15 protein-coding genes are annotated in these 15,727 nt (G+C 60.2%); 8 read left to right on the top strand and 7 right to left on the bottom strand.

Features of this window, described 5'->3' with window-relative positions; all coding sequences use genetic code 11:
* Nucleotides 1–195 precede the first annotated feature (195 nt).
* Genes AAEZ10_RS22730 through AAEZ10_RS22740 form a run of 3 tightly spaced genes read left to right on the top strand, consistent with a single transcriptional unit; the run spans nt 196 to nt 3,761 of the window.
* Entirely contained in the window at nt 196–855 is a 660-nt protein-coding gene (locus AAEZ10_RS22730; RefSeq protein WP_073473550.1) for a paraquat-inducible protein A, read from the top strand.
* A complete protein-coding gene (locus tag AAEZ10_RS22735; RefSeq protein ID WP_110646137.1) occupies nt 842–1,465 on the top strand; it encodes a paraquat-inducible protein A in 624 nt (207 codons plus the stop codon). Before AAEZ10_RS22730 ends, AAEZ10_RS22735 begins: the two co-directional genes overlap by 14 nt.
* Nucleotides 1,458–3,761, top strand: a complete 2,304-nt coding sequence (locus tag AAEZ10_RS22740; RefSeq protein ID WP_016773187.1) for a PqiB family protein — start codon at nt 1,458–1,460, stop codon at nt 3,759–3,761. The genes AAEZ10_RS22735 and AAEZ10_RS22740 overlap by 8 nt, the downstream gene beginning before the upstream one ends.
* 177 nt (nt 3,762–3,938) lie before the next feature.
* Here the strand turns inward: AAEZ10_RS22740 and mksF are convergent, their stop codons facing one another.
* The 3 genes from mksF to mksB are packed head-to-tail and all read right to left on the bottom strand — an operon-like array spanning nt 3,939 to nt 8,747.
* Nucleotides 3,939–6,779 (bottom strand): Mks condensin complex protein MksF, encoded by a 2,841-nt coding sequence (gene mksF / locus AAEZ10_RS22745; RefSeq protein ID WP_041480021.1) that lies wholly within the window; start codon nt 6,777–6,779, stop codon nt 3,939–3,941.
* Nucleotides 6,776–7,477, bottom strand: a complete 702-nt coding sequence (gene mksE / locus AAEZ10_RS22750; protein ID WP_016773189.1) for an Mks condensin complex protein MksE — start codon at nt 7,475–7,477, stop codon at nt 6,776–6,778. The genes mksF and mksE overlap by 4 nt, the downstream gene beginning before the upstream one ends.
* Nucleotides 7,467–8,747, bottom strand: coding sequence for an Mks condensin complex protein MksB (mksB, locus tag AAEZ10_RS22755; protein ID WP_160768349.1), 1,281 nt, complete (start codon nt 8,745–8,747; stop codon nt 7,467–7,469). Before mksB ends, mksE begins: the two co-directional genes overlap by 11 nt.
* Before the next feature lie 242 nt (nt 8,748–8,989).
* On the opposite strand from mksB, the gene AAEZ10_RS22760 reads away from it, so the two are divergent.
* Together AAEZ10_RS22760 and rimI are read left to right on the top strand one after the other, a co-directional pair.
* Nucleotides 8,990–9,736 (top strand): energy transducer TonB, encoded by a 747-nt coding sequence (locus AAEZ10_RS22760; RefSeq protein WP_073473544.1) that lies wholly within the window; start codon nt 8,990–8,992, stop codon nt 9,734–9,736.
* The gene (rimI, locus tag AAEZ10_RS22765; protein ID WP_076564123.1) at nt 9,729–10,181 is read left to right on the top strand and encodes a ribosomal protein S18-alanine N-acetyltransferase; all 453 of its coding nucleotides are present in this window, start codon (nt 9,729–9,731) and stop codon (nt 10,179–10,181) included. The genes AAEZ10_RS22760 and rimI overlap by 8 nt, the downstream gene beginning before the upstream one ends.
* A gap of 109 nt (nt 10,182–10,290) precedes the next feature.
* On the opposite strand, the gene AAEZ10_RS22770 is transcribed toward rimI, so the two are convergent.
* Entirely contained in the window at nt 10,291–10,698 is a 408-nt protein-coding gene (locus AAEZ10_RS22770; RefSeq protein ID WP_024014311.1) for a hypothetical protein, read from the bottom strand.
* A 140-nt stretch (nt 10,699–10,838) separates the two neighbouring features.
* Between AAEZ10_RS22770 and can the strand changes: the two genes are divergently transcribed.
* Nucleotides 10,839–11,483 (top strand): carbonate dehydratase, encoded by a 645-nt coding sequence (gene can / locus AAEZ10_RS22775; protein ID WP_039761245.1) that lies wholly within the window; start codon nt 10,839–10,841, stop codon nt 11,481–11,483.
* 9 nt (nt 11,484–11,492) lie between these two features.
* On the opposite strand, the gene AAEZ10_RS22780 is transcribed toward can, so the two are convergent.
* Nucleotides 11,493–12,017, bottom strand: coding sequence for an SET domain-containing protein (locus AAEZ10_RS22780; RefSeq protein ID WP_350571103.1), 525 nt, complete (start codon nt 12,015–12,017; stop codon nt 11,493–11,495).
* 174 nt (nt 12,018–12,191) lie between these two features.
* Entirely contained in the window at nt 12,192–13,364 is a 1,173-nt protein-coding gene (locus AAEZ10_RS22785) for a hypothetical protein (protein WP_350571105.1), read from the bottom strand.
* 217 nt (nt 13,365–13,581) lie between these two features.
* Between AAEZ10_RS22785 and AAEZ10_RS22790 the strand changes: the two genes are divergently transcribed.
* Both AAEZ10_RS22790 and AAEZ10_RS22795 read left to right on the top strand, forming a co-directional pair.
* On the top strand, nt 13,582–13,872 hold the full coding sequence (locus AAEZ10_RS22790; RefSeq protein WP_042609686.1) for a nucleotidyltransferase family protein: 291 nt from the start codon (nt 13,582–13,584) through the stop codon (nt 13,870–13,872).
* Nucleotides 13,869–14,213 (top strand): HepT-like ribonuclease domain-containing protein, encoded by a 345-nt coding sequence (locus AAEZ10_RS22795; RefSeq protein ID WP_110646143.1) that lies wholly within the window; start codon nt 13,869–13,871, stop codon nt 14,211–14,213. The genes AAEZ10_RS22790 and AAEZ10_RS22795 overlap by 4 nt, the downstream gene beginning before the upstream one ends.
* A gap of 36 nt (nt 14,214–14,249) precedes the next feature.
* On the opposite strand, the gene AAEZ10_RS22800 is transcribed toward AAEZ10_RS22795, so the two are convergent.
* Nucleotides 14,250–15,668: a short-chain fatty acid transporter gene (locus AAEZ10_RS22800; RefSeq protein WP_016773194.1), complete on the bottom strand. Its 1,419-nt coding sequence runs from the start codon at nt 15,666–15,668 to the stop codon at nt 14,250–14,252.
* Between the last annotated feature and the right edge of the window lie 59 nt (nt 15,669–15,727).

Consider the following 15,727-nt stretch of genomic DNA (forward strand, 5'->3'; position numbering starts at 1 on the left):
CGATGGTAGTGTGGGGTTTCCCCATGTGAGAGTAGGTCATCGTCAAGATTAAATTCCGAAACCCCAATTGCGAAAGCGGTTGGGGTTTTGTTTTGCCTGCGAGAAAGTTTTCAGCGCTATGGCGAACAAAATTGCACAGTTATTTTCGAAGCAGAACACTAGAATAGCCCCATCTTTATCGGAGTCAGAGCCTGTATGTCAGAATCGGTTGACGCCCCCGGGCTGTCAGATTTACCGCTGGAAGACTTGATAGCCTGCCACGAGTGCGACCTGCTAATGCGCAAGCCGACACTTGCCCATGGTGAAAAGGCCCTATGCCCGCGTTGTGGTTATGAGTTGTACGCCCACCGCCATAACGTGGTGCAGCGCAGCCTCGCCCTAGTGATTGCCGCGTTATTACTTTACGTACCGGCAAACTTTTTACCCATCATGCAACTCAATATCCTCGGGCAAACTTCGCAGGATACGGTCTGGAGTGGCGTGGTCGGTCTGTTCAATACTGACATGCAAGGAGTGTCGATTGTCGTCTTCCTTTGCAGTATGGCGATACCGTTGCTCAAGTTGCTGTGCCAGCTGTTTGTGTTACTGACGATTCGTTTCGATGTCGGCCGAAGCTACGGTTTGCTGCTCTATCGTATTTACCACCACCTCAGAGACTGGGGCATGCTCGAGGTCTACCTCATGGGCGTCCTCGTCGCGATCGTGAAGCTGGCGGACATGGCGGCCATCACCGTCGGCCTCGGGCTGGCATGTTTCATTGGCTTGTTGTTGGTACAAGTCTGGCTGGAGGTGGTGATGTCACCGCATCAGATCTGGCAGGCATTATCAGGAGAGGATGCCCATGCGGGCGATTGATGCGGGCATTCTGGTGTGCGCCGAATGCCACGAACTGAACAAGCAGGAAGCTGACGTCGATGAGCAAAGCTGTACCCGCTGCGGCGCGCAGGTTCACGCTCGCCGCCCTAACAGCCTGACCCGCACCTGGGCGCTGTTGATCACGGCAGCCATTATCTATATTCCGGCCAACGTCTTGCCGATCATGACGGTCAGCTCTCTGGGCCAGGGTGAGCCGAGCACCATCATGTCCGGCGTGATTGAACTGGTGCAGCACGGCATGATTCCAATCGCGAGCGTGGTGTTCATCGCCAGTATTCTGGTGCCCACGTTCAAACTGGTCGGCATCGCGTTGTTGCTGTTTTCAGTGCAGCGCCGGCAGCCATTGTCGGCCCGTCAGCGCATCTGGATGTACCGATTCATCGAGTTCATTGGCCGCTGGTCGATGCTCGATATTTTCGTGATCGCCATTCTCGTGGCGGTCGTTAACTTCGGCCGTATAGCCAGTGTCGAAGCCAATTTGGGCGCCGTCGCCTTTGCCTCTGTGGTGATTCTGACGATGCTCGCCGCAGTAACTTTCGATCCCCGACTGATTTGGGATAACACGGAGTCGGACGACGACCATGACTGATTTGCCTGTAGCGAAAACCCGACCGGCTTCGAACTGGTCGGCCATTTGGGTGCTGCCTCTGATCGCGCTGATCATCGGCGGCTGGCTCGGCTGGCGTGCTTATTCCGAGACCGGTATCGAAATTCAGGTGCGCTTCGAAAGCGGCGAAGGCATCCAGGCCAACAAGACCGAAGTGGTCTATAAAGGCATGCCGGTCGGCAAGGTCAAGACGCTCAAGCTCGACGATGAAGGCAACTCCAAAGGAGTGATCGCCACTATCGAAATGAACAAGGACGTCGAGCAATACCTGAAGACCAGCACGCGGTTCTGGCTGGTCAAACCGAGCGTGACCCTGGCCGGTATCACTGGTCTGGAGACATTGGTCTCGGGTAACTATGTCGCGATCAGTCCCGGTGAAGGCGAGCCGGTGCGCAAGTTCAAGGCACTCGCCGAAGAACCGCCGCTGTCCGACGCCAAGCCCGGTCTGCATCTGACCATCAAGGCCGATCGCCTCGGCTCGTTGAATCGCGGCAGCCCGGTGTTCTACAAGCAGATCAAGGTCGGTCAGGTCAAAAGCTACGTGCTGTCCGAGGATCAGAGCACCGTTGAACTGAAAGTGTTCATCGAGCCGACCTACGCCAAACTGGTGCGCAAACATACTCGTTTCTGGAACGCCAGCGGCATCAGCATCGACGCTAACCTGTCCGGCGTGAAAGTGCGCAGTGAATCCCTGGCCAGCATCGTCGCCGGTGGTATCGCCTTCGCCACGCCGGAGAATCGCAAGGACAGTCCGGCGACCGATCCGAGCCTGCCATTCCGTCTGTATGAAGACTTCGACGCCGCCGCTGCCGGAATTCGCGTGAAGGTCAAACTCAGTGATTTCGAGGGCCTGCAGGCCGGTCGCACACCGGTGATGTACAAAGGCATTCAGGTCGGCAACCTGAAAGCGCTGAAGGTCGATCCGGACCTGAACAGCGCCACCGCCGAGCTGACCCTTGATCCTTTGGCCGAAGACTATCTGGTTGAGGGCACGCAGTTCTGGGTGGTCAAGCCTTCGATTTCCCTGGCGGGTATTACCGGCCTGGAAGCGCTGGTGAAAGGTAATTACATCGCCGTGCGCCCGGGCGATAAAGGCGCCGCGCCAAAGCGCGAGTTCGAAGCGCGACCGAAAGCACCACCGCTGGATCTGCGATCGCCGGGCCTGCATCTGGTGTTGTTTACCGATTCGCTGGGTTCGATCGATGTCGGCAGTCCGATTCTGTACAAGCAGGTCAAGGTCGGTTCGGTGCAGAGCTACCAGTTCTCCAGAACCAAGAAACAACTGGTCATTGGCGTGCACATCGAGAAGGAATACGAAAACCTGGTCAACGCCTCGACGCGCTTCTGGAACGTCAGCGGCATTACCCTCACCGGTGGCTTGACCGGGGGCATTCAGGTCAAGAGTGAATCCCTGCAAACCCTGATGGCCGGCGGTATCGCGTTCGAAACGCCGCAAGCCAATGCGCCGTTGAAGAAACGCATCCCGCGCTTCCGTCTGTTCGCCGACCACGATGAGGCAAACAAGAAAGGTGCGGTAGTGACGATCAAGGTTGATCGCGCTGACGGCTTGAGCAGCGGTACGCCGGTACGTTTCAAGGGGCTGGATGTCGGCAAGATTGAAAGCGTTGATCTGACCGATGACATGCAGTCGGTAATCCTCACCGCACGCATCACCGAAGTACCGGAAAAGATCGCCCGAGTCGGCAGTCAATTCTGGGTGGTCAAGCCGGAACTGGGCCTGATCAAGACGCAGAATCTGGAAACGCTGGTCACCGGTAAATACATCGAAGTCCAGCCGGCGGCGAAGAATCTTGGCCCGCAGAAGAACTTCGTTGCCTTGGCCGAGGCGCCGGAAGTCACCAAGCAGGAAGCCGGTTTGAGTCTGGTGTTGAGCGCCGCACGTCGCGGTTCGTTGAAGCCGGGTGTGCCAGTGACCTACCGCGAAATCACGGTCGGCAAGGTCACTGGTTATGAATTGGGCCAGACCGCTGACCGTGTGTTGGTGCACATTCTGATCGAGCCGAAGTACGCGCCTCTGGTGCGCAGCGGCAGCCGTTTCTGGAATACCAGCGGCGTGGGCTTCGATTACGGCTTGTTCAAAGGCGTGACGGTGCGCACCGAATCGCTGGAGACGCTGATTCAGGGTGGCATTGCCTTCGCCACCCCGGACGGTGAACGCATGGGCAACCCGGCGCGGGCCGAGCAGACGTTCCCGTTGTTCGACAAATTCGAGGATGAATGGCTGACCTGGGCGCCGAAGATTCAGCTTGGTAAATAGCAGCGTCTGTTGAGACGCCTTCGCGAGCAGGCTCGCTCCCACAGGGGAACGCATTCCAATTGTGGGAGCGAGCCTGCTCGCGAAGGGGCCAGCCAAATCAACACAAAATCCAGGCGATAAAAAAGGGCCGCGATCCCATCAGATCGCGGCCCTTTTTTTGCCTTCAGCTAAAGCCGATCAAACCGCATCCAGCTCCGGCTCATCGGCCTGCACATTCAGCGTGGCCTTGACCACATCATGGCGACGGATGTACTTCCAGTCCGCCTCATCGATGTAGATCCCGGCCGGGCCGCTGCCGCCTTCCAGGTCGATTGCGACACTGGCGCAGACCTGCGGCTTCACACTCGCCAGAATCGGCACGAAGCCCAGTTGCAGACTGGTTTCCAGCAGCGCCGCCTGGTTCTTCTCGTCGATATCCGCCGCCTCGTCGAGGTAGTACGGCAAACGCACGCGGCCGGCCAGATCGCGATCCATCAAGTGCAGCAACAAGTACATGTTGGTAAGCGCCTTGATGGTCATGGTCGTACCGTTGGACGCCGCGCCGTCGATATCGGTGTGGATCACCGGTTGGCCGTTGACCTTGGTGATCTCGAAGGCCAGTTCAAACAAGTCCTTGAGGCCGAGCTGGTTGTGGTTCGCTGCCACCAGCCGCGCGAGGTATTCCTTGGCCTCTTCGTTCTTGTTGTCCTGCTCGGCGCTCTGGCTGAGGTCAAACACCGACAGGGTTTCGCCTTCCTCATACTGGCCGGCGCTGTGGATGATCTGGTCGATGTGCTTGAGCGCTTCCTTGTTCGGCGCGAGGACGATGCGGAAGCTCTGCAGGTTGGAAACCTGACGCTTGTTGATCTCGCGGTTGAACAGCGCCAGTTGGTGCTCGAGGCTGTCGTAGTCGCTGCGGATGTTGCGCAGAGTGCGGGCGATGTCGGTGACCGCCGCGCGCCGCGCCTTGCCGAGGGTCAGGGCTTCATCGGTACGGTGTGCGTAAGCGTTGATCAGCAGCGACAGACGCCGCTCCATGTCGTCTTCGCTGTCGAACTTGGCCACACCTTTCAAACGCACCTGCGCGTACAGCGCCTCGATCTGCCCATCGGCGCGCAGCAGACCCTGCCAGCTATCCTGATAGTCGTTGAGCAGCGGCAGCAGGTTGTCCATCGAGTCATCGACCGGATCCATGAACGGCGTTCCGAACGGCAGGTCCGCTGGCAGCAACTGACGACGGCGCAGCGCGTCGTCGAGGGTGCGCTGCTTGGCTTCCATGTCGGCGATCTGCCGGCCGACCAGTTGCAGCTTGGCCGACAGTTGCTGGACGCGCTCGGTGAACGCATCGCTGGAGCGCTTGAGTTCGTCCTGCGCGGCTTCCATCTGCGCCAGTTGCTCGAGCTTGTCGCTTTCTTCGGCGCTCAGGGTCTGGGTGCGACGGAAATCTTCCAGCGCCTTCTGCGCGTCCAGCACCTGCTGGTACAGCGCTTCGGTCTGGGTCTTGCTCGCGGCGCGGTCGGCGGCCACGGCCTGCTGGGTTTTCAGTTGCTTGAGCTCTTTTTCCAGACGCTCCTTCTGATCGCGCAACGCGGCGCGGTCAGCCAGAGCCTGCAAGGCAGGCGGCTCAATGTGCGAGATGTCGATCGACAGGCCCGGCACTTCGAAGCGCTCGCCCTTGAAGCCGTCAAGAATCAGCTCCACGGATTTGACCCACTCGCCATTCTCGTCGAGGGTGATGCCATGTTCGCCCAGCGGCAGGCTGAACAGCGCGCTGTTGAACAGACGCATCAGACGCTCGACGTCCTGTTGCGAGAACTCTTCGCGCAGGCGGGCGTAGCTGTTGTTGTCGGCGTGATCGAGTTGTTGCTTCACTGACTTCAGGCGTTTTTCCAGATCGCGCAGACGCTCTTCGAGATCTTCGGCACTGAACTGACGCGACTGCGCCAAGGCACCGGCCAGTTCGTCGTGTGCATCCTTGGCCGCGAGCAATTGTTGCTCGAGCACTTTGACGTCATCGACCAGGGCGAAGCGGTTCTTCAGCACCGACAACTCGCCGAGCCAGCGCTGTATACCGGAAATTTCCCGCTCCAGACGCATCAGTTCCTGGGTGCCGCCGCGCTGATCGTTTTGCAGATCGTCCTGCTCGCGGCGGTAGTGCTCGGCCTGGATGGTCAGCTCTTCCTTGCGCGCCGTGGCGTAATCCGACCAGGTGCCGAGCAAGGAATCGAGCAGCGGCGACAGGCGATGCAGTTTGCCGCGCAGCACATCGCGCTGTTTCACGCCGTTGGCCAGCGCTTCAACCAATGGGCCAGCGGCGACCAGCGAGTTGTAGTCCTGCTCCATGCGCCGCACATCGCGGAAAGCTTCTTCGCACGCGGCGATGTAGTCGACGCTGCCGGAACGCAGGCTGTGCTCGAAAGCATCGAGGAACAGTTGCTTGAGCTTGGCCGCGGTGATTTCGCGCATGTGCAGCAGGTTGATGAACAATGCGCGGAATGTCTTCAGGCTCTGCTCGCTGGTGGAGCGCAGCGGGATCAGCGTCAAGTCGAGCGGGATCGACGTATGGCCGCCAACCAGCAAGCGGCGCAGCTCATCCGGCTTGAGTTCGTAAGCCTTCAGGCCTTCTTTTTCGAGATTGCTGAACAGTTCTTTCTGGCGCAGGCAGGTGTCGTTTTTCTGGTAATGCGCCAGATCGAGCTTGCCGGCGTAGGCGAAGAACTGGTGCCCGAAACCGCCGCCCGGGCCGCGACCGACCACGCCGATCACGTGGGGGCCGTGGGGCAGGTTGACTTCGACGAGGATGTAACTGGTGTCGGAGGCGAAGTAGAAGCGCCGCGATTGTTCCAGGCTGTACTTGCCGAAACTCATGTCCGACATGCGCGCCAGAATCGGAAACTGCAAGGCGTTGATCGACGCTGATTTACCGAGGTTGTTCGCGCCGTAAACCGACAACGGTTCTTCCAGCGGGAACAGACCGAGGCTGTAACCGGCGGTGTTCAAAAGGGCAAAGCGGCGGATGCCGTAGCGTTCCTGGCTCATGCATCGGACTCCTGTTCTTCGGCAATGGCGCGGGCCAGTGCGTCTTCTTCGCTTTCTTCTTCAAATTCGGAAAGATCGAGCGGATCGTCGGTTTCGAGGAATTTCGCTTCGGCTTCTTCGTCGATCAGCACCGGCGCCGGCAGCGGCAGAACGCTGTGGACGCTGGCTGCCAGGTCGCGGTCCTGTTGTACCGACAGGCACACGTCGAGGAAACGGTGCATCGGCGGCAGGAAGCGGTAGACGCCGTTTTCTTCGCCGGCAAAACCAAGCTGGGTCATGCGGCGCATGATTTTTTCCTCGAGTTCTTCGACGGTCTGCACTTCGGCCTGGATGAACAGGTCGCGGTACTTGTCCAGCAGCGACGGCAATTCTTCGCGGCCGAGGCTGCCGCCGTCGAGCACGGCGATCGGGTCGCGGCCCTGATCGGCCAGGTGCTCGACGAGGATGAAGGTGAACAGCGCCAGACGCTGGGCGGTCTTGTTCACCGCTGCTGCGGCCATGTCCGGCACGAAGTAGTAGAAACCACGGGTGTCGCAGACCAGTTCAAAGCCCAGCGCCTTGAACAGCGTGCGGTACTGGTCCTGGAAATTCGACAGTTGTGCGTACAGCTCGGGATCACGGCGGCTGACGTGGTAACCCTTGAACAACTCGCGGAAGATCGGCGCCAGTTGCGACAGTTCGGAAAGATCAAGATGCATTTGGGATGCTCGCAGAATCCTCGGCGGCGGTGTCGCTGGCCGAGAGCAGGGCGAAGGAGCGCAGGCTGACCTGGTGCTCGTGAGTGTGGTATTCGCGGCGTTCCAGACGCTCGCGCTTGAAGCGTTTTTCCCGCGACAGGCGCGAGAACCAGTAAAGCAACTCGTCGGTGGCGCCGTCCGGTTCCTGCTCCAGCAGCCAGGTCATCAGATCCGGCATCGGCAGCGATTCTTCGCAACGATCGACCATCTCGCGCACGGTGCGCGGTGCACGTGGAGCGTCGCCCGCCTTCTGGGTTTTGTGCGCCTTGGGGAAGCGCGCCGGTTTCGGCTCGAAACGCGCCAGCGCATAAACGTAGGCTTCGACCTGACTGGCGCTGCCCAGGAAAGTGCTCTGTGGGCGGGTGAACAGCGGCATCGCCGCTTGCGGCACGGCGTCGATGCCTTTACGCCGGATCGCCGCCAGCGCCAGTGCGGCGCCACGGGTCACGGCGTTATGCCGACGCGCTTCTTCACGCAACGGCAGCAGCAGTTCGCGGGCATGGCGCAGGGTCAGTTGCGCGCTGGTCTGCATTTCGAGGATGCGCGCGTGGGTGCGCAGGAGCATGTCGTCATCGACCAGATGGCCGAGGCGCTGCTGTTCGCTGAGCATCTTCAGTAGCACCGTTTCGACCTTGCGCACGCCTTGTTCGAAGGCGCCGTCGGCGTTGACCAGATCGATCATCGGCTCGACGTATTCGTCCCACGTCGCCAGTACTTCGGCGTAACGCTGACGCAGCGGAATCTGCCGGTCGCTGGTCTTCGCCCGTTCGGCGACTGCCACCAGGGCCTGTTCATCGTTGTCGAGTTTCTTCAGTACGTCGCGCACGCGCATGTCGAGCAAGCGCAGCTGGCGCGCCAGATCGTTGCCATCACGAACGTCGAAAGCGTCCTGGATATAACCGGCCAGACGCTCAAGGTGACGCAAGTAGGCTTCGATTTCCAGGCACAGACCGAGGCGGTGTTCGCGGCGCAGATAGGCGAGGAAGTCGTGGATCTGCGCGTTGAGCTCGAAACGGTTCGGGCTTTTCGCCACCGGAACCAGAATATCGAGGCGAATCCACACGTCGAGCAGGCTGGTGATGTCCTGCGGCGTGCTGTCGAGTTGTTGGGCGGCCAGTTGCGTGCGCAGTTCGTTGAGGCTCAGGGTGCCTTGGTCGAAGTGCTCGCACAGTGGCTCCAGAAGTGCCCAGTGTTCAGCGAGGGCGCGCAAGACGCGCTTGGGTTCGATCATCGGAATGGCCGGCTGGTTGGCGATTAAAAGCGGCGATTGTACTGCATCAAAGGCGCGGCGATTCACTCTCGGGACGGGCTGTCGCATTCTTTGCCCAAAGGGCAGCGGCGCAGCGCAGCGCGGGGTATCGATCAACAGCGAGCGATCTTGTGCGAAGGGCGGTAGAATCAGCGCACTTTCCGTTATCCACAAGTGGCCGACCTTTGCTTATCGAGTCCCGCCGCCGCGCCTATTTGAACGCCATGCAGGTGGTCAACTGGCTGCCGCGCACCGAACTGCCTTTCGCCGCGCCTTCGCGGCCCGAGCTGCTGGAGATGCCCGAGCCTGAGCTTGAGGTGCCGGTTGCTCCGGCGCCTCTGGCTGAAGCACCGGCGCAGCCTGCCGCACGTCAGGCCGAGCGACCGAAAATCGAGGTGCCGCGTCCGTCGCTGGCCAGTACCCGCAACGGCGCCAAACCGGTGGAAGAAGTCGACGAGACGCCGGTGGTGGTCAAGCCAGCGCCAGTGCCGCCACCGCGTTTCGCCCTGCAACTGCTGCGCGCCGGGCGCTGCCTGCTGCTGGTCGAGTTACCCACAGGTGAAGCGTTTCAGAGTCGCGATCCGGCCTACCTGCTGCTCAAGGACATGCTGCGCGCCGCCGGTCTGCCGGATGCGCCGCAAATCGTCGGCGAACCTGTGCGCTGGCCGTGGCTCAATCGCGGCACGCTGGATCAGGGCCCGGAAGCGGCGCGCGACTTCGTGCAAGGCTTCCTCTCGGTGCAGATGGAAGCGGCGCCCTGCGCCTGTCTGTGGCTGATCGGCCTGCCGGCGGTGAAATTTGCCGGGGAAGCGGACGCCGAAGCGTTCAATAGTGAATTGCAGATCGAAGGTTTGGGCCTGGCCTGGGCGATTCCCGGTCTGGAACTGTTAATGGAAGAGCCACAGCGCAAGGCCGCTGTGTGGCAAGCCATGCGTCGGCTGATGGCGCGCTGGAAACAATCCGATGAGTGAGGCTGTAACCTTTCGCCCGATGACCGAGGCGGACCTGGACGCTGTGTTGAAGATCGAATACGCCGCGTACAGCCATCCGTGGACCCGGGGCATCTTTCTCGATGGCCTGGGCAAATACCAGATCTGGCTGATGTTCGAAGGGCAGCAGCAGGTGGGCCACGGTGTGGTGCAGATCATTCTTGATGAGGCGCACCTGCTCAATATCACCGTCAAGCCGGAAAATCAGGGGCGCGGGTTGGGCCTGACGTTGCTTGAGCATTTGATGTCGCGTGCCTATGCGGCCGAGGCTCGGGAGTGCTTTCTCGAAGTGCGCGACAGCAACACGGCTGCGTTCAGGTTGTATGAGCGTTATGGCTTCAACGAGATTGGCCGGCGTCGTGATTATTATCCGGCGGTGGGTGGGCGTGAAGATGCGGTGGTGATGGCCTGTACCCTGGTTGACTGATCGACCTTGAAAGCTTCGCGAGCAGGCTCGCTCCCACATTTGATTCTGTAACCATCCCTGAACCCTGTGGGAGCGAGCCTGCTCGCGAACGCGTCAGATCAGGCGCCTCTTATCTCCGCTTGCCATCCAGCGGATCCAGATCCGCCAGTTCCGCCTCATCCAGCCCGTCACCGCCGCCGATGTCATTTTCATCGACCACGCTCAGATCCCAATCCGCCTGATTACCCTCGCCGACTTCCTCGGCATCGCGCGCACCATCCTCGCGAATCAACGTTTCCGGACTCAGGTCATCGTCGGTCGGCTGATGATCATCCACCGAAGCCCCGGTCATGCCAGCCTCACGCACTCGCTCAGCCGGCATCAGTTGTTCGCGTTCACGCTCGGGCAGTTCATCTCCGATTTTCGCGCTGGGCTCTTCGTCGTCGAAATCCAGCTCGTGCACCGAGCCCATGCGGTCTTCGTTATCATCGATGGGTTCCGGTTGCACCGCATCATAAGGGCGTCGTGAATCAGTCATGGCAATTCCTCATAGTGTGGGCCTTACTGAGTGGACTCACCGGGCGCGCGAGAATTCCAACGAAAACACTTTGCGCTGGCGGCGTGACTTCGACGGGTGGTCGTCTATCAAACCTGCGCATCTTTCTTGAGGCCTTATCCATGCACGATCTACAAGACCTGATTGATAACAACGAGCGTTGGGCTGACGCGATCACCAAGGAAGACCCGGACTTCTTCGCCAAACTGGCGCGCCAGCAGACCCCGGAATATCTATGGATCGGCTGCTCCGACGCACGCGTACCGGCCAACGAAATCGTCGGCATGCTGCCGGGCGATCTGTTCGTACACCGCAATGTCGCCAATGTCGTGCTGCACACAGACCTCAATTGCCTGTCGGTGATCCAGTACGCGGTTGATGTGCTCAAGGTCAAACACATCCTCGTCACCGGCCACTACGGCTGCGGCGGCGTGCGTGCTTCGATGCAGGATCGTCAGTTCGGCTTGATCGACGGCTGGCTGCGGTCGATCCGCGATCTGTACTACGAGAAACGCGAAGAGCTGGCCAAGCTGGCGACCGAAGAAGAGCAGGTCGACCGCATGTGCGAACTCAACGTGATCCAGCAAGTGGCCAACGTCGCGCACACCAGCATCATCCAGAACGCCTGGCATCGCGGACAGCCGCTGTCGATCCACGGCTGCATCTACGGGATCAAGGATGGCCGCTGGAAAAGTCTGAACACCACCATCAGTGGTTTCGAGCAATTGCCGCCGCAATATCGTCTGCGCCCGGTCGGCGCGCCGTAACCGTCGCTCTCAACCCCGCCCCGCGTGACGCCAGCGCTGTAAAAAGTGCTGGCCTTCAGGCGTGGGGTGCTCATCGTAACCGGTGATCCAGCCACGGCAGCGCGGCGAGCCGCAATCGCAGGCGAACTGGTGCAGCAGTTTGTCTTCGGTCGATGCGTAATCGATGCTCAGGCGCTCGCCGCTATGGATATCTTTCAAGGCCCACAGCCACAGTTCGCTCATGTCGAGAAAGGCATTCGGGTCGCAGGCGTGTTCCAGCACTCCGCAAAAGCGCGGATCGTAAACATGGATACCGGTTTGCAACTGACGGGTCTGTCGACCGCGGTAGGGCAGCAATTGCCCTGATACCCGACACATTCGGCTGATACGCAGAAATTCGCGGCGCGCGACCACTGCCGTGGCCATGCCACGTTCGTCGTGGATAATCTGAAAGTCCTGGCAGGATGGGAAGCCCAGCCGCACCGGAAGTCCGGCGAACGGATAGATGCCTTCTGTGTCGCGCGGCAGGTGCCGGCCCATGGCTTGATTGTTCATAACGATCCTTGTTGTTGAGTGTTGCCTCCGGGTTGTGCCCATGCCTCGCCAGGCGAGGCATGATTGGATCCAAGCGTCGCGCAATTGAAGGTAGCGGTCTACTGTCAAACCTGACAGGCGCGATCACCGCTGGCCCGCGTCAGCATTGACTGACACGGGGGGCTCCGGCAGCGATTACAGAGCGGGTGCGGGCAAGGCGGCCGCAGGCAGTGGCGCTTTCAACTGCTGCAGTTGTGTCTTGATTCGTGGCGTGGCGCACTTGGCGGCGGCTTGTTCGGCGCTGAGGTCGCGGATCGAGGTGTAGAACAACTCGCAGGTTTTGACCTTTTGCGTCACCTGCCATGTTTGCGTGCAACTGTTCAGCGTGGCCTGCGCATCGCTGCCCGGCTTGCTGCCCATCCCGGCCTGCCAGCAAGCCGCGCTCAAATCCTGGCCCATGACTTTAAGGCCCGCCGCGTCAGCCTTGGCCTGGGCATCGTCGCCGGTATAGCTCTTCGGATCGGCGGCGTACCAGATATAGCTCGGATGATTCGAGCCGAGCACCGGCACATTCACCCCTTCGCTTGGACTGATGCTTGCCAGACCCAATACGCCCACCGTCGGCCCATACTGTTCCTTGATCCAGTTGCGCACCGGCGCCCCGAACGCAACCATCGGCAGCGTCGTGCCGCTGGCGGTCTGGCTGAACTGCTTGACCAGCGTGGTCTGGTAATCCTTGAAGTAGTCGTAGACGTCCTCCAGATCCCCGCCGGCATTGGACGGCGCGGCGATCGGCGCGATGTCGATGATGGTCTGATAGGCCGGCGTCTGCCCGGCGGGGATGCCGTTATCGGTCAGCAACGTCGCCCAGCGATCGGTGGTGTTCGAGCGCAGATAGTCCTGCGCCTGGGTCAGCGAGTAATCAGGCGGGAAGTGCAGCAACTCGATGCTCTTGCGATTTTCCAGGGCCATGCCCAGCGGCAGGAACAGATACCAGCTGTAGGCCCACTTGCCATCGGCATTCAGCTTGCTGGCGCCGGCATACGCCAGGTCGCCGGCATCGAGCAACGCCGACAGCGGCTTGTCATAGTCGTCCGGCACCCCGGTGATCTCGGCGTAGAGCTGATCGTTGTCATTTTTCACCAGCACCTTGGCATCGGCGTAACCGTCGCGCTGTACGCTCTGGTTCAGGTAGTGAGCAACGGTCTGCTCCAGCGTCCAGTTGCGAAAGCAGATCACGCTGCAATTGTTGGGGTAGGCGAAGAGGCGGGTGACGCGCTCGGTGCTGCCCAGTTTCACGTCGACATCGGCGTGGACGGCGGCGCTTAGTGTCAGTGCAACGAGGGTAAGGCCTGCGAGTTTGAACATGCTCAGATCCTTTTCAGCGTGGGTTCCCCTCGATTTGGGGGCGCTTCATAGTGGATCAGAGGTGTTTGACAGAAAAGCGGTTGAGTGTGGATTCTTGCCTGAATGCGGTATTACCCAAGCAGCGCACATATTGTTACGGCTGTGCCAACAAGCACGCTGCCTGGTGCGCGTCCGCACTGCTAGACTGCAGCGACATCGAATTTTCCAAGGGTGAGTCATGAAGCCTTCTACTGCTCTCGACATGCAAAGGTCCGCCGTCCGCGAAGTGATCGGGCGCTTTCGTGTGGCCAACCCGCGTGTATTTGGTTCAGCATTGCTGGGGACGGATCTGGACGGTAGCGATCTCGATCTGTTGGTTGACCCGCTGCCCGGCACGACGCTTTTTGATCTGGGCGGACTTCAGGTTGAGCTTGAAGACCTGCTGGGCGTTGCAGTCGAAGTGTTGACGCCCGGTGACCTGCCAGTGAAATTTCGTCAGCAGGTGCTTGATCAGGCGCGACCCGTATGAACGAGAACCGGCGAGATGATTATCTTGAACATATTCGTCAGGCCGCGAGCGATGCGCTTATCTTCGTCGAGGGCCTGAACAAAGATGAATTTGCTGACGATAAGAGAACGCAACAAGCGGTGATCATGAGCCTGATCATCATTGGAGAGGCAGCGACCAAGATCATGGATCGTTACCCTGAGTTCACTGTTGAAAACGCGCAGGTGCCGTGGCGCAGCATGCGTGGGATGCGTAATCGAATTGCTCACGGTTATTTCGATATCAATCTGGACGTTGTCTGGGAAACCGTTCAGGTTGCGTTGCCTGCACTGTTGAAGTCCCTTCCGACCGCTCAAGGTTGAATACGCCTGTCCGCAGACAGGCGTATTAAAGTCTACCTACGGCATCACCGGCGGCGTATACGCCAATGTCGTCCCCAGCGCCCACAACAGCAGCAGCACCAGTGGCGTGTGCACCAGCAGTTGCACGAACGAAAAGCCGATCAGATCCCGCGCCTTCAACCCGAGCACGCCCAGCAGCGGCAGCATATAGAACGGGTTGATCAGGTTCGGCAAGGCTTCGGCGGCGTTGTAGATCTGCACTGCCCAGCCGAGGTGGTATTGCAGGTCATTGGCGACTTGCATCACGTAGGGCGCTTCGATGATCCATTTGCCGCCGCCGGACGGGATGAAGAAACCGAGAATCGCCGAATAGACGCCCATCAGCAGCGCATAGGTGTCGTGGGAGGCGATGCTGACGAAGAAGGTCGAGATGTGATGTGCGAGGGTTTGCGCATCGGCGCCTTTGACCGTAGTCATCAGTGCGGCGATCGAGCCGTACAACGGAAACTGGATCAACACGCCAGTGGTGGTCGGCACCGCACGGGCCACCGCATCGAGGAAGCTGCGCGGGCGCCAGTGCAACAGCGCGCCGAGCATGATGAACAGGAAGTTATAGGTGTTCAGGCCGGAAATTGCGGTAATCGCCGGTTTGGTCGAGAACTCGTGGAACAGCCATCCCGCCGCCAGAAGCACCAGCACAATGATCAGCAACGGGCTGTGTTCCAGCCATTCACCGGGGCGAGTGCGCGGTTGCAGCGGCGGCAGGTTGAACGCCGGGTCGATGCCGCAGGCCTTGGCGTCGCGTGCCGAGTTCGGCCCGGGCGCGGTGGCGTAGGCGATGATGATCGAAATCACGATCAGCGCCAGCAGCATGACCCCGGACTGCCAGAGAAAAATGGTTTCGGTGAACGGGATTACGCCAGTGATCGACAGGATCGACGGCGGCAGGCTGCCGGGGTTGGCCTGCAACTGCGCGGCCGACGATGACAAGCCCAGTGCCCACACCGCGCCAAGGCCAAGGTATGCCGCAGCACCGGCCGCGCGGTAATCCATTTTCAGATCGGTGCGGCGGGCGAGGGCGCGTACCAGCAGCCCGCCGAATACCAGCGACAGACCCCAATTGAGCAGGGAGGCGACCATCGAGATCAACGCTACCCAGGCCACGGCGGAGCGGCCGTTTTTCGGGATGCGTGCCAGTTTGTCGATCAGTTTGACTGCGGGCGGAGAGCTGGCGACGACGTAGCCGCCGATCACCACGAAGGCCATCTGCATGGTGAACGGGATCAGGCTCCAGAAGCCGTCGCCGAAGGCCATCGCCGCAGCGGTAGGTTTGGCGCCCATGGCCAAAGTGGCCAGCGCAACGATGATCACGGCCAGCGCGGCGAATACCCAGGAATCGGGAAACCAGCGTTCGGCAAAACTGGAACAGCGCAGGGCAAAGCGCGCGGAGCGGCTATCTTCGATATCAACGGCCACGGGAAGTACCTCGGATTTTTATGGTTATTTTGGTCTCTGGCCACAATTTCAGCATTGTC

Origin of the sequence: Pseudomonas sp. H26/SER47-MNA-CIBAN-0231, from assembly GCF_040310465.1 — a bacterium.
Classification (GTDB): domain Bacteria; phylum Pseudomonadota; class Gammaproteobacteria; order Pseudomonadales; family Pseudomonadaceae; genus Aquipseudomonas; species Aquipseudomonas atacamensis.